Origin of the sequence: Geothrix alkalitolerans (assembly GCF_022808885.1) — a bacterium.
Lineage (GTDB): Bacteria > Acidobacteriota > Holophagae > Holophagales > Holophagaceae > Geothrix > Geothrix alkalitolerans.
On sequence record NZ_JAKZLE010000003.1, the window covers coordinates 52,511 to 70,482 of the forward strand.

15 protein-coding genes are annotated in these 17,972 nt (G+C 70.0%); 6 read left to right on the forward strand and 9 right to left on the reverse strand.

Going from position 1 to position 17,972, the window contains the following annotated elements; genetic code table 11:
* Positions 1 to 21: 21 nt before the first annotated feature.
* Positions 22 to 1,302 (forward strand): Kelch repeat-containing protein, encoded by a 1,281-nt coding sequence (locus MLJ35_RS08035; protein WP_243383891.1) that lies wholly within the window; start codon positions 22 to 24, stop codon positions 1,300 to 1,302.
* Here the strand turns inward: MLJ35_RS08035 and MLJ35_RS08040 are convergent.
* A complete protein-coding gene (locus tag MLJ35_RS08040; RefSeq protein ID WP_243383892.1) occupies positions 1,299 to 1,952 on the reverse strand; it encodes a riboflavin synthase in 654 nt (217 codons plus the stop codon). The genes MLJ35_RS08035 and MLJ35_RS08040 overlap by 4 nt on opposite strands.
* Positions 1,953 to 1,970: 18 nt before the next feature.
* Entirely contained in the window at positions 1,971 to 3,545 is a 1,575-nt protein-coding gene (locus MLJ35_RS08045) for an amino acid permease (RefSeq protein ID WP_243383893.1), read from the reverse strand.
* 204 nt (positions 3,546 to 3,749) lie between these two features.
* Between MLJ35_RS08045 and MLJ35_RS08050 the strand changes: the two genes are divergently transcribed.
* From MLJ35_RS08050 to MLJ35_RS08060, 3 genes are all read left to right on the forward strand, one after another.
* Entirely contained in the window at positions 3,750 to 4,700 is a 951-nt protein-coding gene (locus tag MLJ35_RS08050; RefSeq protein ID WP_243383894.1) for a DUF58 domain-containing protein, read from the forward strand.
* 22 nt (positions 4,701 to 4,722) lie between these two features.
* Positions 4,723 to 5,139: a cytidine deaminase gene (gene cdd, locus MLJ35_RS08055; RefSeq protein WP_243383895.1), complete on the forward strand. Its 417-nt coding sequence runs from the start codon at positions 4,723 to 4,725 to the stop codon at positions 5,137 to 5,139.
* A 71-nt stretch (positions 5,140 to 5,210) separates the two neighbouring features.
* A complete protein-coding gene (locus MLJ35_RS08060; RefSeq protein ID WP_243383896.1) occupies positions 5,211 to 8,018 on the forward strand; it encodes a tetratricopeptide repeat protein in 2,808 nt (935 codons plus the stop codon).
* Positions 8,019 to 8,148: 130 nt separating this feature from the next.
* Here the strand turns inward: MLJ35_RS08060 and fmt are convergent, their stop codons facing one another.
* Together fmt and def are read right to left on the reverse strand one after the other, a co-directional pair.
* Complete coding sequence (fmt, locus tag MLJ35_RS08065; protein ID WP_243383897.1) at positions 8,149 to 9,069, reverse strand: methionyl-tRNA formyltransferase; 921 nt, start codon at positions 9,067 to 9,069, stop codon at positions 8,149 to 8,151.
* The gene (gene def / locus MLJ35_RS08070) at positions 9,066 to 9,569 is read right to left on the reverse strand and encodes a peptide deformylase (RefSeq protein WP_243383898.1); all 504 of its coding nucleotides are present in this window, start codon (positions 9,567 to 9,569) and stop codon (positions 9,066 to 9,068) included. Before def ends, fmt begins: the two co-directional genes overlap by 4 nt.
* A 77-nt stretch (positions 9,570 to 9,646) precedes the next feature.
* Between def and MLJ35_RS08075 the strand changes: the two genes are divergently transcribed.
* Entirely contained in the window at positions 9,647 to 11,551 is a 1,905-nt protein-coding gene (locus tag MLJ35_RS08075; RefSeq protein ID WP_243383899.1) for a peptidylprolyl isomerase, read from the forward strand.
* A gap of 24 nt (positions 11,552 to 11,575) precedes the next feature.
* Here the strand turns inward: MLJ35_RS08075 and MLJ35_RS08080 are convergent, their stop codons facing one another.
* The 3 genes from MLJ35_RS08080 to MLJ35_RS15900 form a co-directional block, all read right to left on the reverse strand.
* Positions 11,576 to 12,214 (reverse strand): ATP-binding cassette domain-containing protein, encoded by a 639-nt coding sequence (locus MLJ35_RS08080; protein WP_243383900.1) that lies wholly within the window; start codon positions 12,212 to 12,214, stop codon positions 11,576 to 11,578.
* Positions 12,215 to 12,243: 29 nt separating this feature from the next.
* A complete protein-coding gene (serS, locus tag MLJ35_RS08085; protein WP_243383901.1) occupies positions 12,244 to 13,512 on the reverse strand; it encodes a serine--tRNA ligase in 1,269 nt (422 codons plus the stop codon).
* Between the two features lie 67 nt (positions 13,513 to 13,579).
* Positions 13,580 to 14,587: an asparaginase gene (locus MLJ35_RS15900; RefSeq protein ID WP_275976448.1), complete on the reverse strand. Its 1,008-nt coding sequence runs from the start codon at positions 14,585 to 14,587 to the stop codon at positions 13,580 to 13,582.
* A 124-nt stretch (positions 14,588 to 14,711) separates the two neighbouring features.
* Between MLJ35_RS15900 and MLJ35_RS08100 the strand changes: the two genes are divergently transcribed.
* A complete protein-coding gene (locus MLJ35_RS08100) occupies positions 14,712 to 15,617 on the forward strand; it encodes a YoaK family protein (protein ID WP_243322675.1) in 906 nt (301 codons plus the stop codon).
* 68 nt (positions 15,618 to 15,685) lie between these two features.
* Here the strand turns inward: MLJ35_RS08100 and MLJ35_RS08105 are convergent, their stop codons facing one another.
* Both MLJ35_RS08105 and MLJ35_RS08110 read right to left on the reverse strand, forming a co-directional pair.
* Positions 15,686 to 16,330, reverse strand: a complete 645-nt coding sequence (locus MLJ35_RS08105; RefSeq protein ID WP_243322674.1) for a hypothetical protein — start codon at positions 16,328 to 16,330, stop codon at positions 15,686 to 15,688.
* A gap of 42 nt (positions 16,331 to 16,372) precedes the next feature.
* Positions 16,373 to 17,890 carry a response regulator gene (locus MLJ35_RS08110; RefSeq protein ID WP_243383902.1) on the reverse strand — a complete coding sequence of 506 codons (1,518 nt, stop codon included), beginning with the start codon at positions 17,888 to 17,890 and terminating at the stop codon, positions 16,373 to 16,375.
* Positions 17,891 to 17,972: the final 82 nt, after the last annotated feature.

The window sequence follows — 17,972 nt, forward strand, 5'->3', positions numbered from 1 at the left end:
CAGGCGGCACATGGAGCAGCCATGAGACACGCATCGGTCGCTCTCCAGGGAATCCTCTCCGTCCTCGTCCTGGGTTGGGTGGGGTGCGGCGGGGGTGGATCGGGGGGCGGATCCTCCTCTCATCCGCCGACGATCTCGAACCTCTCGGTCACCCCCACCGCGCTGTACCAGGGCCATGGCGGGGGGACGGCCACCGTATCCGCCAGTTTCGACTTCACGGACATGGGGGGCGACCTTTCGACCGTGAACCTCGTGATCAAGAACGGGGCCGGGACCACGATCCAGTCCATCAGCGAGCCCATCACGGACGTGACGGGCGTGACCCACGGCAGCCTCTTCGGCCAGGTGACGATCGGCACCACCCAGGCAGACACCTTCAGCTTCCAGATCACGGCCTCCGACAAGCAGGCGTCGGCCTCCCAGGCCCTGAACGGGACCTTCCGGGTGGCACCCGTCCCCTACACGGCCCTGCCAGCCATGCCCACGCCCCGCTACCGCGTGGCCACGGCCACGGTGGGTGGCGTGATCTACGTCCTCGGCGGGGGAGACTCCCTCGGCAACCACTTCACCACCGTGGAGGCCTTCGATCCCGCGACGGGCCTCTGGTCCGCCCGGGCCAGCCTGGCCATGCCGCGCGATCCGGCCGTGGCGGGCGTGATCGGCGGGAAGATCTACGTGGCCGCCGGGGGCTTGAGCCGAACCACAGAGGTGTTCGACCCGGCCGCCGGACTCTGGACCACCGTGGCCCCCCTGCCCACCGAACGGCAGGGTGCCTTCGGCTGCGAGCTGGGCGGCCGCCTCTACGTCGCGGGCGGGAACCAGGGCATGGATCTCACCACAGTCGAGGCCTATGACCCCGTCCTGGACGCCTGGATCACCTGCGCGCCCCTCCCCGTCGCCCGGTCCTGGGCCAGCGCCTGCGCCCTCAACGGAAAGCTCTACGTGGTCGGCGGGTACGCCGGGGGGACCGTGAACCCCTGGCTGGCGCGGGTGGATGTCTACGATCCCGCCACCGACACGTGGTCCTCCGCCCCGCCCCTCCCGGCCGTCTCCGGGGTGTACCAGCACGCCGTCCTGGCCCTCGGCGGCCAGGTGGTGGTGCTCGGAGGCGCCAACGCTGAGCCGGCCCTCACCACGGTGTACCGCTTCGACCCCGGGAGCGGGACCTGGACGCAGGGCGCCCCCCTGCCGAGGCCCCTGGCCCAGTACGGCGCCGGCTCGGCCTCAGGAAAGGGCTACCTCTTCGACGGCCTGGGCACCCTCGCCTACGATCCCGCCAAGGACCTGGGACCCCTGAACTAGGCTCTGTCCCAGCCGCCCTGCGCGAAGCGCGCGAGCTTCTCGTCGCGGGCGCGGAGGGCCATGGCGCGGGCCACGAAGCGGCCGATGGGGTCAACCTCCAGGTTCACCGGGTCGCCGGGGCGCATGGTGGCCAGGGCGGTGCGGGTGACGGTTTCGGGGATGAGGGCCACGGTGAACCAGTCCGTGCCGCAGTCCACCACCGTGAGCGAGATGCCCTCCACGGCGATGGAGCCCTTGGCAGCGGTCATGGACGCCAGCTCCGGGGGCATGGCGAAGCGCCAGATGCCTTCCGCCACGCCGCCCTGGACCTGGGGACGCGCCAGCAGCTGTCCCACGCCGTCCACGTGGCCGGAGACCAGGTGGCCGTCCAAGGGATCGCCCACGCGCAGGGCCGGCTCCAGGTGCAGGGTCGCGCCCAGGGGCAGGCGGCCCAGGGTGGTCTTCGCCAAGGTCTCCTCGCTGAGGTCCGCCTCCCAGGCCCGGCCGTCCACGGCGACGCTGGTGAGGCAGGCACCGTTCACGGAGATGCTGGCGCCCAGCTCCGCGCGCGCCAGCAGGTCCGCCGGGGCCGCGATGCGCAGGCGCGCCCCGCCGGCCCGGGAGGACCGGGAGTCAAGGGTGCCGAGATGTCGGATCAGACCGGTGAACATGGGACAGCTCCGGATCCATCATCGCGCAGCTGGCGACTCCAGGCGGCTGTTCCGCGAGCCGAAGAAGAAGTAGATCACCAGCCCGATGCCCAGCCAGCCGAAGAAGCGGTACCAGGTGATGGCGGGCAGGCCCCTGGCAATCCAGAAGCAGCCGAGGATGCCCAGGGGCGCCACGATCCAGGCGAAGGGCATGACGAACTTCCGGGGAGCCTCGGGCCGGCGCTTCCGCAGGATCAGCACGGCGGCGCAGACGATGACGAAGGCGAAGAGGGTGCCGATGTTGGCCAGCTCCACCACCTCATCGATGTTGAGCAGGGCGGCCGGGATGGCCACCAGGAAACCCGTCAACACCGTGGCGGTGGAGGGAGTCTTGAACCGGGGATGGACCTTCCCGAACCAGGATCCGAGCAGGCCGTCGCGGCTCATGCTCAGGAAAATGCGGGGCTGGCCCACCTGGTAGACGAGGAGGGCCGCGGTGGTGGCGATGACGGCCCCGAAGCTGATGACGGCGGCGATGCCGGCCATCTTGTGCTGGGTGAAGATGTAGGCCAGGGGATCCGCGATGCCCCCCAGCCTCGTGTAGTGCAGCATGCCTGTCACCACCAGGGCCACGGCGGCGTAGATGACGGTGCAGATGACCAGGGAGCCCAGGATCCCCCGGGGCAGGTCGCGGCCGGGATCGCGGCATTCCTCGGCCGTGGTGCTCACGGCGTCGAAGCCGATGAAGGCGAAGAAGATGATGGCGGCGCCGGCCTGGATGCCACGGAACCCGTGGGGCACGAAGGGATGCCAGTTGTCCGGGCTGATGAACTTGACGCCGAGCCCCACCACGGCCAGCAGGATGATCACCTTGATCACCACCATGACGCCGTTCACCCGCGCGCTCTCCTTGATGCCGATGTAGCAGAGCCAGGTGATGACCGTGGTGATGATCACCGCCAGGAAGTTGATGGTGATGGGGAAGCCCGCCACCGTGGGCGCGGCCTTCAGCACCTCCCAGTTGGCGAAGGTGGCGCCGCCGCTGATGAGCCCCGCCTTGGCCTGGGCCAGGGCCTGGAGCTTGGCGCCCAGGTCCATGGCCGGCACCCCCTGGACCAGCTTGAGGGCGCTGCGGGGGTCCATGCCCAGCCAGCCGGGGATGTCCACATGGAGCACCGTGGACAGGAAGCTGCGGGCATAGTCGCCCCAGGAGATGGCCACCGCCACGTTGGAGATGGCGTACTCCAGCAGCAGGTCCCAGCCGATGATCCAGGCCATCAGCTCGCCGAGCGTGGCGTAGGCGTAGGTGTAGGCGCTGCCGGACACGGGGATCATGGACGCCATCTCGGCGTAGGCCAGGGCAGTGAAGCCGCAGATGACCGCCACGATGAGGATGCTGAGGACCAGGCCCGGTCCCGCGGGGAGGCGCCCGTCGGCCATGTTCCCGGCGGCGGCGGTGCCGATGCTGGAGAAGATGCCCGCCCCGATGATGGCGCCGATGCCGAACATGGTGAGGTCGAAGGCCCCCAGGTTCTTCTTGAGCTGGTGCTCCGGCTCCTCGGCGCTGGCGCGGAGCTGCTCCAGGGTTTTCGTGCGAAGGACACGTTCCAGCATGGGGGGCCTTGTGGGGATGAAGGACCATGCTAGCAGGCGGATTTCCGATCCCATGGCGGGGTAGGCTGGAGCCATGAGCACGAAGCAGGAGCGAAGTGCCACTTTGGCGCAGCCGAAGCCCGATGGGCGGGGCGCAGGGAGGCTCCGCCTCGGCAAGCGGAGCGCGCCGGAGCACGCGACGCGTGCATTAGGCGGAGGTGCCGCGTGAGGCTCTGGAACGACCGCCGCCTCCGGCTCTCCCTCACGGGGCTGGGCGTGCAGTGCCTGCTGGCCCTGTTGGCGGTGGGCGCCTTCTCCGTGAACACCGGGAACAACCTGCTCTACCTGGTGTTCTCCTTGATGCTGGGCCTCTTCCTGGTCTCAGGGGTCCTGAGCCGCCGCGCCCTCCAGGGCCTCCGGATCGCCAGCCTCGAGGAGGGCAACCTCTTCGCCCGCGTCCGGGGCGGCCTCCGGCTCCGCCTCCAGGACCAGGGCCGGAACCATGGCCGCGGCCGGATCCGGGGCCTGGAACTCCACCTCACCCTGGAGGACGGCCAGGTGGAGCCCGGCTTCCTGGGCCGGTCCACCTCCGATGGCGAGATCCTGGTGGTCCTCCAGGCCCGCGCGGGCCACCGGGGCTGGACGAAGGCGCGGCGGCTGGAGCTCCGCACCCGCTTCCCCTTCGGCCTGGTGGAGAAGGCCCGCTTCATCGACCTGGATCAGGACCTGCTCATCCTCCCCCACCCCCGCACCCCGCCCGCCTCCCCGGTGGGATGGCGGGGCGAGGGCCATCGCACCGTCACCCAGGAGGGAACCAGCAGCCCAGAGGGGGCACGCCCTTGGCGGGCGGGCGATCCCCCAGGCCGCGTCCACTGGAAGCGCACGGCCCAGCGGAGCCAGCTCTGGGTGCGCACCTTCCACGAGGAGCGTCCCCAGGGCCTGCATCTGCGGCTCGACCTCACCGCCTGGACCCCGGGCCGGCCCTTCGAGCGGGAGCTGGAGCGCCTCTCCGGCGCGGTGCTCCAGGCCCGCCTCCAGAAGCGGGAGGTCAGCCTGGAGCTCCAGGGCCCCCTGGAGACCCGGGAGGTGCGGGGGCATACCTCCTGCTGGCGCGCCCTGGCCCTCGCCCAGGCCGAGGGTTCCGGAGACCCAGCGGCCCCCGAGAACCTCCGCTAATCTGAACGTGACGGAGGCGCCGGTGTTCGACGATCCCCAATCCCCATCCTGGACGCCCCTGCTGGAGGCGGCCTGGAAGGCCCGCGCGAATGCCCACGCCGCCTACTCCCACTTCCAGGTCGGGGCGGCGCTGCTGACCGCCTCGGGCGACATCGTGGCCGGATGCAATGTGGAAAATGCCGCCTACCCCGTCACCCTCTGCGCCGAGCGGGGGGCCCTCAGCGCGGCCGTGGCCGCCGGCCTGCGCCCGGGAGGCCTGGTGGCCGCCGTGGTGGTGACGGACGTGGACATGCTGACGCCGCCCTGCGGCGCCTGCCGGCAGGCACTGGCCGAGTTCGCCGAGCGGCTGCCGATCCTCCTGGCCAACCGCCATGGCCGCGAGCTTCACCGCCTGGAGGACTTGCTGCCCCACAGCTTCACAGGGCGCAACTTCACTTAGACCACAGGATCTATCCAAGTGGGCCCCCGCCGCCTACACTTTCCGAACCGTCAGGCATCTTGAGGAAGTGAATGGCCATTGATCGCGTCAAAGTCAAGAAGGAAGCCGACAAGCTCTTGACGGCGGGGAAGGTCGATCGGGCCATCGAGGAGTTCCACAAGCTCGTCGAGGACAACCCCAAGGACTACGCGACCCTGAACCAGATCGGCGACCTCTACGTGCAGATCGGCCGGTCCCGGGAAGGAGTGGAGATCCACAAGCGGCTCGGCGGGTCCTACGAGCGGGACGGCTTCCACGCCCGGGCCGCCGCCATCTTCCAGAAGGTGGTGCGCAACGCACCGGAGGACATCGACGCCGCCCAGCGCCTGGCGGACCTCTACCGCCAGATGAACAAGGTCACCGATGCGGTGAAGGTCCACCTGCAGGTGGCCGAGCACTTCCAGAAGAAGGGCCTCATCAAGCGGGCCCTGGAGGAATTCAACAAGGTCGTCGACCTCGACCCCAAGAACCTGAAGATGAAGGTCAAGCTGGCCGACCTCTACAACAAGGAGGGCATGAAGGACCGCGCGGCGGGCATCTACCTGGAAGTGGCCGAGTCCCTGGCCATGGAGCAGATGCACGGGGAGGCCAACCAGATCCTCGAGCGCGCCAAGTCGATGATCTCCACGCCGCATGTCTTCCTCACCCAGAGCCGGCTGGGGGTGATCCAGGGCGACTATGCCCTCGCCGCCCAGCACCTGCGTGAGGGGCTGGCCAGCAACCCGCGCGATACGGAGCTGCTGGAAGCCCTGGCGGAGATCGAACTCCGCAGCGGACACCCCGACCGCGCCCTGGAGGCCCTGGGAGAGATCGCCCAGCTCCCGGAGAAGTCCCTTCCGCTGGCCGAGAAGGCCCTCCGCAACCTGGTGAACGCCGACCGCGGCAACGAAGGCCTCCTGCTGTTCGCGCCCATCGCCCGCGAACTGGCCCGCCGGGGTTCCGGCGACATCGTCGGCCGCAGTCTCCGTGGGGCCATGCAGAGCGCCATGAGCCTCGAGGCCTGGGTGCTGCTCGCCGAGATCGCCCACCAGAGCGGCAACCGGGCCGACCAGGTCCATGCCCTGCAGAATGCGTACAGTCTGGCCCACCAGGCCAATGACCAGTCCCAGATCGGACAGCTCGCCAACCAGCTCCGCGGGTTGGGCGTGGTTCCCGATGCCTCGGCGCCGCTGCCCAGCCCGCTCCAGGCCGGTTCCTCCGCGGGCTTCCAGGCTCCGGCGATCATGGAGACCACCCTTCAGGGCGGGGGGGACACGGAGCTGGATCCCGTCCGACGCCTTCGCATCGAGCAATTCTCCCGGGAGGCCGAGGCCCTGCTGCGCGGCGGCAGCCACGACCGCGCCGTGGAAAGCTACAAGAAGGCCCTGGAGCTCGATCCATCGGATCTCGCGATCATCGAGGCCATCGTCGCCGTGCACCGGACCACCGGGCACCTCACCAAGGTGCAGATGCAGTACGTGCAGAGCGCCCAGGCCCTCAACCAGCTCGGCAGGAAGCGCGAGGCCGCCCAGCTGCTGGACATGGCCGAGCAGCTCTTCCCGGGATCGACCCGCATCCACCGCCGGACCCTGGGCCTGCCCGAGCCCGGCGCCCGCCTGCCCGAGCCTCCGCCCCCTCCGCCGGTTCCTGCGCCGGCCCCGCCGCCGCCGCGACCGGCCATCCCCCTCGCCGCTCCCGCGCCCGCTCCGGCCCCCGCTCCCATCCCCCTGCCAGAACCCCAGCCCGAGCCCCAGCCCGAGCCCTCCCTCTCCCTGGAACAGCCCATCGAGCTGGAGCTTCCCGACCTTGCTCCGGCGCCGCCGGCCAAGCAGCCGCGCACCCCCTCACGGGAGCCCATCCCCCTGGGTGAAGGCCTGCCCGTGCTGCCGGAGCCCATCCTCCCGGCCGCGGCCCTGCCTTCGGCCCCCACAGCGGCGGCGGTCCCGCCTGCTGCGCTCGACGCCTCCGACTTGAGCTGGATGGACGAGACTCTGTCCGACCTGAGCGCCGGATCGGAAGCCGTCTCCTCCCCCACGCTGCAGCTCCCCCCCATGCCCACGGGCGTCCTCTCACCGGAGGTCGTCGAGGCCCTGCCGCCGCTCTCGGCCGGAGAGCCCTGGGCGCCCCCGGCGGAGCCGGCCCTGCCGGATGAGCTGGGCGGCCTCCTGGGCGACATCGACTTCCAGCTGGATTACGGAAGCCCGGAGGAGGCGGAAGTCGAGATCCAGGCCGCCCTCAAACAGTTCCCCGGGCACCCCGAACTGGAAGCCCGCATGGAGCGGGCCTCCATCGCCCTCCAGAAGCTGGGCCACGCCCCCAAGGCCAGCGCCCTGGAGGAAGGTGACTTCGCCAATTCCTTCTTCGACCTCACGGACGTGCTCGGCACCGCCCTGCTGGACACGGGCGAGGGCGAGGAGATGCACGACGCCACCCACGTGGTGGAGAAGATCCAGAGCGTCGACGAGTTGTTCAGCGCCTTCCGCGAGGGCGTGGAGAAGCAGGTCAAGGGCGACGACTACGACACCCACTACAACCTGGGCATCGCCTACAAGGAGATGATGCTCATCGACCCCGCCATCGAGGAGTTCAAGATCGCCATGGGCGACCCCGAGCGGACCCTCGAGTGCTGCTCCATGCTCAGCATCTGCGAGCAGAGCCGGGGCGATCTCCAGGCCGCCGTGGACTGGCTCCGGCAGGGTGTCGAGGCCCCCGGCTTCCCGCCCGAGGACAGCATCGGCCTCCGCTACGACCTGGCCGAGATCTACCTCCAGCAGGGCCAGACCGCCCTCGCCGCCGCCGAGTTCAAGGCCGTCCACGAGATGGACCCCGACTACCGCGACGTGGCCGCGAGACTGGCCTGACGCTTTCCGGGGGACCCGCGCTCCGCTTCGCTGCGCGCACACCCCCGGTCCCCCACGCCCCCGCCCAGCGAAGCCGGGCGAGGGCTTTCATCCTGCTTGCCCACCCGCTTCCCCTCGGGCCTGGCGTGAGCTAGCTCACTACCCGGCTGCCGCTGGCGCCCCAGGGCTGGAGGGCCTGGAGGGCGGGCTGGACGGGCTTGCCGGGACGCTGGAGCTGGGTGAGCTCCAGGGCGCCTTCGGGGGTGGTGAGCCAGGCGCCCTCCTTACCCCAGAGGAGCTGGCCCGGGTCGCGGTAGCAGGTGCGCAGGGCCCCCACGCCACAGACCTTGAGGGGCTGACCCTCCAGCTGCAGCTCGGATCCCGGCCAGGGCCAGAGGGCCCGCACCTGCCGGTGGAGTTCCGCCGCCGGGCGGTGCCAGTCGAGGTGGCCCATGTCCTTGCGGAGCTTCGAGGCGTAGGTGGCCTCCTCGTGGCGCTGCTCCACGGGTCGGCCGCAGCCGCAGAGCAGCAGGGGCAGCTGATCCATGAGCAGCTCGGCCGCGTCTTCCGCCAGGGTGGCCAGCAGGCTCTCGGCCGTGTCCCCATGGCCGATGGCGCGGCGGGACTGCGCCAGGATGGGCCCTTCGTCCAGCCCCGGGGTGAGGCGCATGAGGCTGACACCCGTCTCCTCGTCCCCCGCCAGGAGGGCGTGATTCACCGGCGCCGCGCCCCGCCAGCGGGGCAACAGGGAGAAGTGCAGGTTCCAGACACCGTTGGGACAGGAATCCAGCATCCAGCCGGGCAGCAGATGGCCATAGGCCACCACCACGGCGAGGTCGATCTTCAGGGAGTCCCACAGCTCGCGGGTCTCCGGCGCCTTCCAGGTCGGGGGCTGGTGGACGGGCAGGCCCAACTCCAGGGCCGCCCCCTTCACGGGCGGGGCCTCCAGGTGGCGCCCCCGGCCCGAAGGCCGGTCGGGATTGCAGAACACCGCCTCAATGCCTTCCTCGGCCAGGGCCCGCAGGGCCGGGACGGCCGCGCGGGGGGTGCCAAGGAACGCGATGCGTGTCATCCCCGGGCCTGTTTTTGGTACTTGCGCTGGATGACCTGGCGCTTGACCGGTCCGAAGTACTCCACGAAGAGCCGGCCGCGCAGGTGGTCGATCTCATGGCAGAAGGCCCGGGCCAGCAGGTCCTCGCCCTCCAGCTCGTGCCAGCTGCCGTCCTTGGCCCGGTTGCGGATGGCCACCTTCTGGGGGCGCTCGAGCACTTCCCGGATGCCGGGAATGGACAAGCAGCCCTCTGGCCCCACCTGGCTGCCCTCGGTCCGGACGATCTCAGGGTTGATGAGAACCAGCTTCTGGGCCGGATCCTCTCCGCAGGAGCAGTCGATGACGGCCAGGTTGAGGTTCACGCCGACCTGCGGCGCCGCGAGGCCCACACCTTCCTCGTCGAGGGCCGTTTCGAACATGTCGGACACGAGCTGTTCCAGCTCGGGGGTCCATGCCCCCACATCCTCGCTGTTCTTCTTCAATCGGGGATCGCCCCAGGTCAGTACGGGCAGGACGGCCATGCATTCGCTCCAGCATTCCAGTGTAATCCATCGGGGTTCCCGGGGTAATCTGAGAGGTCCGTACCCCGGAGCCCCGCATGCTGCGTTCCTTCCGCCAGGTCTTCAAATCCAACCGCACGCCCATGGCGGCGGTCATGATCGTGGTCCTCCTGGGCCTGGTGGCGTATCTGGCCCCCTCCGGGCGGGTGGATACGCCGGATACCGTCGTGGCGCGGGTCTACGGCCGCGAGGTGCTCCTGCGCGACCTGGCCGAGCACATGCAGGAGCTCTACCAGCGCTACGGCAAGCAGGCCAGCCCCGAGGCCCTCAAGCCCTTCGTCCAGTCCCAGGCCCTGAAGGACCTCATGAACCAGAAGCTCATGGAGGAGCTGGCGGAGCGGCACCACGTGGTGGTGACGGATGAAGAGGTGGGCGCCCGTCTCCGTGCCTTCCTGAAGCAGTACCCCGTCCTCCTGGATGCCAACGGCAACCTGAAGTCCACCGCGGAACTGAAGCAGATCTTCCAGGACACCGGCTTCAACCCGGCCATCCAGGAGCGGAACCTGCGCAGCGAGCTGCTGCGCACCAAGCTCATTCAGCAGGCGGCCGTCCAGGTGCCCGTGGACGAGGCCTGGCTGGCGGTGGAGAACCGGCTGCGCAACGAGAAGGTCGCCTTCCAGCAGGCCACCCTGGCCGTGGACCCCGCCGCCGTGGCCGACCCCGGCGACGCAACCCTGGAGGCGTTCTACAAGGCCGGCGGCCAGCGCTTCCTCCAGCCCCCCCGCCGGGTGATCCAGTACGTGGCGGTGGACCGCGCCGCCCTGGGCAAGGACCTCCAGGTGGACGACGCCACCCTCAAGGCCGCCTTCGAGGCCCGGAAGAACGATTTCATCGAGTTCAAGGCCCGCCACATTCTCTTCAAGGCCGAGGGCGACACCCAGTTCCAGGAGGCCACGGCCAAGGCCGAGCTGCTGCGGGAGCGCCTCGTGAAGGGGCAGGACTTCGCCAAGGCCGCCGAGGAGCTCAGCGAGGATCCCAGCGCCAAGGGCAACGGCGGCGACCTGGGCTGGTTCAATGCCTCGAAGATGGTCAAGCCCTTCTCGGATGCCGCCGCGACGCTCAAGCCCGGCGAGATCAGCCAGCCCGTGCGGACCGTCTATGGTGTCCACCTCATCAAGCTGGAAGGCCGCCGGGAGAAGCGGTTCGAGGAGGTCAAGGACCAGCTGGCCCGCGAGATCTCGGAGGACCGTTTCAACGCCCGCGCCCAGGAACGCCTTGAGCAGATCCGCAAGCGCGCCAACGGGGGCGACCTCGGAGCCGCGGCCAAGAGCTTCGCCAGCCAGGCCCAGCTCAGCCAGCCCTTCAGCAACGAGCCCGGCGCCCAGTCCGAAGGCCTGCCGGAACTGCCCCAGATCGCCGGCGAGGCCTTCCGCCTGAAGGTGGGCGAGGTCTCCAAGCCCATGCGGTTCGCCGATCGCCACATCCTCTTCCGCGTGCAGGAGGAGCTGCCTGAGGCCGTGCCGCCCTTCAAAGAGATCCGCGCCAAGGTGCTGACCGCCTACCGCCTGGAGGAATCCCGCAAGCAGGCTCTGGCCAAGGCCGAGCAGGCCATCAAGACCGGCGGCATCCAGGCCGTGGGCCCCGTCTCCGACCAGGCTGCGGCCCCTCTCAGCGGCCTGCGCGACCTGGTGTCCCACCCCGGCATCCGCAAGGCCCTGCTGGACACCCCCGTGGGCCAGACCACGCCCCTGCTCTGGGCTCCGGACGGCAAGCTCTGGGCGGCCCGCATCGTCTCGCGGGAGCCCGCCCCGGCCCTCGACTTCGAAAAGCGCCGGAGCCTCATCCAGGAGGTCCAGACCTCCGAGGCCCAGAAGCTCCTCTCCGCCGAGCTCCAGTCCCTGGACCAGGAAGGCCGCCTGCGCCCGGGCCTCAGCAGCTTCTGGGGCCACTTCGGCGGCATCTACGTGAACGCCAGCGCCGTGCAGGTGCCGGTGGAGGAGTAGCTAACAGCTATCGGCTGTCAGCTGTCAGTGACTGATAGCTGACAGCTCCATCGCCCGATCGCACAGGACCTCCACAGCCGCCTGATCGTGGCTGGCCAGGAGGAGGGCCGTGCCCTCGGCCTTGAGGTCCAGGAGCAGGGTCAGCAGGTGGCTCGCCAGGGTCGCATCCAGGGCCGAAAAGGGTTCGTCCAGCACGAGCAGGACCGGTTCCAGCATGAGGGCCCGTCCCAGACAGAGGCGCTGGGCCAGGCCCCCGGACCAGGCCCCGGGCCGCTGATCCAGGGCCGCCTCCGGGAACCTCACGCGCGCCGCCATGGCTGCCGCAGCCTCCCGGCGGGATGACTCCGTGCCCCGATTCCAGATCTCGAGGGGCTCCTGGAGGATCTCCCAGCCCGTGCGGTGGGGCGGCAGACTGGCCAACGCATCCTGGAACACCGCCTGGATCCGGGGCCGGCGGACCCGCCGTTCCCGCTCCGGCAGGGGCGACCAGGGCGCGCCCTCCAGGAGGATCCGGCCTTCCGTCGGTTCCAGCAGACCCAGCACGAGATTCAGCAGGGTGGTCTTTCCCGCCCCGCTCGCGCCGACCACGCCCAGGGCTTCCCCCTGGGCAATGGAAAAAGAGACACCCCTGAGCACATCCTTCCCCATGCGCTGAAGGCGCAAGCCTTCAGCGCAAAGGACGGGCCCTTCCCTCAGCGGATCACCTCGGCGCCCAGGTAGGGCCGCAGGGCCTCGGGCACCGGGATGCTGCCGTCGGGCTGCTGGTAGTTCTCGAGGATGGCCACCCAGGTTCGGCCCACGGCGAGGCCGCTGCCGTTGAGGGTGTTCACGAAGGCGGGCTTGCCCTCCTTGCCCTTCATGCGGATGTTGGCGCGCCGGGCCTGGAAGTCGCCGAACCAGCTGCAGGAGCTGATCTCCCGATAGGTATTCTGCGAGGGGAGCCAGACTTCGAGGTCGTAGGTCTTCTGGCTGCTGAAGCCCATGTCCCCCGTGCAGAGAAGCACGCGGCGGTAGGGCAGTCCCAGGGCCTCGAGGATGGCCTCGGCGTTGGCCGTGAGCCGCTCCAGCTCCGCCTCCGCGTCATCGGCGGCGGCGAAGGTCACCAGCTCCACCTTGTGGAACTGGTGCTGGCGGATGATGCCCTTGGTGTCCTTGCCGTAGCTGCCCGCCTCGCTGCGGAAGCAGGGCGTGAAGGCGCAATGCCGCAGAGGGAGGGTCTCCGCCGGCAGGATCTCGTCGCGGTAGAGGTTGGTGACGGGGACTTCCGCCGTGGGAATGAGGTAGAGGGGCGCGCCGTCCCCGCGCGAGGTCTTGAAGAGGTCCTGCTCGAACTTGGGCAGCTGGCCCGTGCCGTACATGCTCTCGGCGTTCACCAGGTAGGGCGGAATCACTTCGGTGTAGCCCGCCGCCGTCTGGCGGTCCAGCATGAAGGCGATGAGGGCCCGCTCCAGCTTGGCGCCCAGGCCCTTCAGCACGGCGAAGCGCGCGCCGCTCAGCTTGGCGGCGCGGTCCAGGTCCAGGATGCCCAGGGCGGTCCCAAGCTCCACATGGTCCTTCGGCGCGGCGATCGAGGGGACCTGGCCCCAGCGCTTGACCTCGACATTCGCATGCTCGTCGCGTCCGGAGGGCACGCTGGCGTGGGGCGGGTTGGGGATGCCGGCCAGGAAGTCCCGGAAGGCGGCTTCGATCTCGCGCTCGGCCGCTTCCAGGTCCTTGAGCTTGTCGCCCACCTCGCGCTGCTGGGCGATGAGGTGGTCCGCGTTCTCCTTGGCCCGCTTGAGGCGACCCACCTCTTCGCTGACGCGATTGCGCTCGGCTTTGAGGGCCTCCGCCTCCTGGAGCGCGGCCCGGCGCCGCTGGTCCAGCTCCTGGTAGCGCGCCTGATCCAGGGCGTAGCCGCGCTCGGACAGGCGGGCCGCCACGGCGTCAAGGTCGTTGCGCAGGAGGTTGGCGTCGATCATGGTGGGGATTCCCGGAAACGATCAGTTTAACTTGCTCCGAACGGGCCTTGGCGCGTTCGGAGGAGGCTCAGGCCTGCGCCCAGGCTCCCTCCGGCATGGGCTCTCCTGCCCAAGCCACCCCGAAGGCCTCCCGCACCGCCTCGATGCCGCCATCGGTGCCCAGGACCAGGCCCATTTTGGCCAGGGCCGCCCAGCGGGTATGCAGGCCGCCGGAGATGGCGCCCATCGCCTCGATCTGCCGCCCCAGCTCGTATGCCGAGAGGTCCACGCCGCCGTAGGGGCACTGGGAGATCACCACCACGGGCAGCCGCCGCTGCCGTGCGTCCTCCAGCATGGCCCGGAGGTCCGCCCGGCCCATGGGCAGGTTGCCCGCGCCGAAGGCCTGGATCAGGATCGCCCTGGCGCCCGCGGGGGCCAGGCTCCAGGCCATGCCCGGGTGGGGCGTCAGGGTGTGGATGGCCAGATCCAGCCGCGCTCCCACGCCCTCCGGCACCTGGCGGACGAACTGGCCCACATCGGGGTGGAGGCGGATTTCCGCCCCGATCTCCGCCAGGGGCGGCAGGTTCGGGCTCTGGAAGGCTTCGAACTGGTGGACGCTCAGCTTGTCCGCCGCCACCCCGCGGATCCAGTGGGTACCGAAGCAGATCCCCACCTCGGGGATGCCGCGGCAGGCCAGGTCCACCGCGTTGACGAGGTTGCTGCGGGCGTCGCTGCGCACGAAGGCCAGCGGGCGCTGGCTGCCCGTGATGACCACGGGCTTGCCCAGGTCCGCCAGCAGGAAACCCAGGCATGAGGCCGTGAAGGCCATGGTGTCCGTGCCGTGGATGATCACGAACCCGTCAAAGTCCTGGGCCGCGGCCCGCACGCGGGTGGCCAGCGCCAGGATGTGCTCCGGCTCCAGGCAGGAGGAATCCTGGTTGAAGGGCACCTCCACCGAGAGCTTCGCCATCTGGCCCAGCTCCGGCACCTGCTCCAGCAGGTGGTCCAGGAATCGCCCCGGCGCCAGCGAGGCCGGTTCCCCGCTGGGCATCATGCCCAGGGTGCCACCCGTGTGGAGAAGGAGGATCGTCCGCATGCTTCCACCCTAATCGAAACGGGCCGGACTTCTCCATCGGGCACGGCGCACCGTCGATGCTCTGGTCCATGGTTGGCCCACGCCCCTTCCGGATGGTTAACTGGACCGGGACCTTCGCCAGCTCATGCGCCGCATTCCCCGCTACCTCCAGCTGATCGCGGGCCGCTATCTCCGGCGGCTGCTGAGGGGGCGTCTGTCCGGCCGGCAACTGCAGACGGCCGTGGAGACGGCCATCGCCACCCTGCCCATCCAGGAGAAACTCCTGGTGCGCGAGGGGGCCCTGCGCTCTGAGACCCTGAACCGTCAGCTGGCCTGGGCCATGGCCTTCATCGCCGGGGCGGTGAACGCCGGCGGTTTCCTGGCCGTGAGCCACTACACCTCGCACGTGACCGGCGTGGTGTCCTCCATGGCCGACGAGCTGGCCGACGGGGACCTGGCCACCGCCTTGGCGGCGCTGGCCATGATGCTGAGCTTCCTGGCGGGGGCCTTCGTCTGCACCACCCTGATCAGCTTCGGCCAGCGCCGGCGCATGCGCAGCCGCTACGCACTGACCCTCGTGTTCGAGGCCCTTCTGATGATGGTCTTCGGACTCATGGGCAACCGCCTCCAGCAGGAGATCCGGTTCACCCTGCCCAGCACCGTCATGCTGCTCTGCTTCATCATGGGCATGCACAACACCGTCACCTCCATCATCTCCGGCGCCGCGGTGCGCACCACGCACCTCACGGGCACGGTCACGGACATCGGCATCGAGCTGAGCCGCCTGACCTACGTGAACGTCCACCACCGGCACGGCCGGGAGCGCATCGTCGCCAACCGCCAGAAGCTCACGCTGCTTCTGCTGATCCTGGTCTCTTTCATCGTCGGCGGCGTGTCGGGGGCCCTCGGGTTCCGGCACATCGGCTTCAAGGTCACGGTGCCCCTGGCCCTGTTCCTGTGCTTCCTCGCGGCCCGTCCCCTGCTGCTGGAGATGCGCCTCCTGCTGCACCGCCTCCGCCGACAGTGGGATCCGGACCACACGACGCCGTGACCTCCGGCCCTCCCCGGGCGGCGGATCGTTGGCTACAACGTGGATGACCGCGGAACCTGCAATGCGGCCTACAGCGCGACCACGGCCGCCTTCAGCTCGTCGAAGCCCTGGTCGCAGGTGCAGCTGATCACCACGGCGCACTGGCCGGGCTGGCTCGGCGGCAGCTGGACCTCCCCGTCGAAGTGGCCATCGCTGGCCGTGCGCCCGCTCAGGAGGCTGGTGGCCTTCTTGAGGCTGGACACCAGCTTCACCGAGACCTCGGCATCGGCCACGGGGCTCTGGCTCTGGCTGAGGCGGGCCTGCAGGCGCACCCGGAAGGGGGCTCCGAAGGCCGGCTTCAGGGGCTGGTCCAGCACCAGCTCCAGCGTGTCCACATCGCCCTCCAGCTGGAGGAACTCGAGGATGGCCTGGTCCAGGGGGCGGTCGTTGAAGGCCTGCTTCTCCAGCAGGTCCGGCGGCGTCTGGTCGTACTTGCCGTTCTTGATGTCCCGGATCACCGCCCGGTGCTGCTCATCCATGCGCTCCTGGACGGCGACATCGGACACGGGTGGGGTCGAGATCAGGTCCTCGTAGGAGGACCGGTAGTTGTCCAGGATCTCGCCGCCCACGTAGATGAGGGTCTCGATCTTGGGGTTCGACATGCCCTTGTCTTCGGTCTGCACGTGGTAGACGCGATTCCCATGGCGGACATCGGTGTTGTAGCCGGTGATCATGGGAGGAACCCGGAAGACGAAGTGGCAGGGCGGTTCATGAACCTACCTTTGCAATCTTCCAGCCAGTTCCGGCATGACCTCCCAGGCGATCTCGCGGATCACCTGATCGCCCATGCGGGCCACCAGGGCCTTCACCAGGGCATCCATCAGCGCAGGATCGGCCAGGAGCGCCTGGACCTGGGCGGGCGTGAGGGCTGCCTGCCCGGGTGCGGCAGGCGCCTGCCCAGGCGCGGCAGTGGTCGCCTCCACCGGGGCGGCCAGGACGGGCATGACTGGCGCAGCGGGCGGCGCGAACGGGACCACCGGCGGAATCCCGGCGACCGGGGGCGCCGGAAGGGGAGGCTCCAGGAACGGGACCGCCTGGGGCTCCGGTGCGGCCGGATGAGGGGACGGGTGAGGGGTCTCGGGAGCGGGCTGGTGAGCCTCCTGCGACCGCCCCAGCAGACCGGCGGCTCCCGCCGCCAGGCCGGCGAAGGCGACGCCCGCCGCAGGGAGGACCGAAGGACGCTCGGCCGCGGCGGGCGGTTCGGGCAAGGGCGGCAGCTCGAGGGTGCCTCCCAGGTCGTCGAGGGCCTCGAGGCCCGAGAAGGCCGGCAGGCTTTCCTCGACCAGGGCCTCCGCCGGGGCAGGTTCAGAGACAGGTTCGGGGGCGGGCTCCGGCACCGAGGCAGCCACCGGGGGAAGCGACGGAGGGACCGGCAGGGACTCGGCCGCCGCAGGGATCGCGGCCGGCAGCGAGGGGAGCGACTCGGTGGCCAGGCCGTGAAGGCTATCCAGGTCCAGTTCTTCCAGGTCGAGGTGGACCTGGGCCACAGCCGGGGGTTCGGAGGCCAAGGCGGAAATCGGCACAGCCATCGGTTCGGGAACCGGTGCGTGAATCGGTTCAGGAGCCGGCACGGGGGCCGCCCCGACCGCCACATCCTCGGGCCAGAGGTCCTCGGCCGTCAGGACCAGCAGGTCATCCTCGGCCGTGTCGACGAGGGCGATCTGGGGAGGCTCGGGGCCCGCATCAAGGGTTGGCAGGCTGATGTCCGGAACTGGGAAGTCGGCCGCCACCGCCGGAGGCGGGAGGTCGGGCGGAAAGACCGGTCGGGCGAATTCGGCGGTCTTCGCAGGCTCCTGCGTCGGAGGGGCCACGGCGGCAACCAGTGCGGCGGCAGGCGCGGCAGCCACCGGCGCAGCGGAGGCGACCGGGGTCGCCAGCAGCGCCTTCACGCGGTCCGCCAGCTCCCGGAGCTCGATGGGCTTCTTCAGGAAGCCCTGGATGGGGGCCTGGGCCAGCTTGGCCGGGTCCACGGGGTCCAGCACACCGGCCATCATGGCGATGGGAAGGCGGGCGGTGGCCTCCATCTCCCGCATGCGGGCCAGCAGGGCCCACCCGTCCATGCCGGGCATGGCGGTATCCACCAGCGCCACGTCGAACCGTTCGCCCCGGGCGATCCGGTCCAGGGCCTCGGCAGCGGAGTCGACGCAGACCACTTCCACATCCGTGGGAGCCAGCAGGGATTCGGCGATGCGGTGGATGCTGGGATTGTCGTCCACGAGGAGGAGGCGGGGCATCTGGTTACCTCGGGAGGCCGGGAGGAAGAAAGAGTGGCTGGGCACAACGCTACCAGAAATCTGCACTTCCAACGCAAGCGAA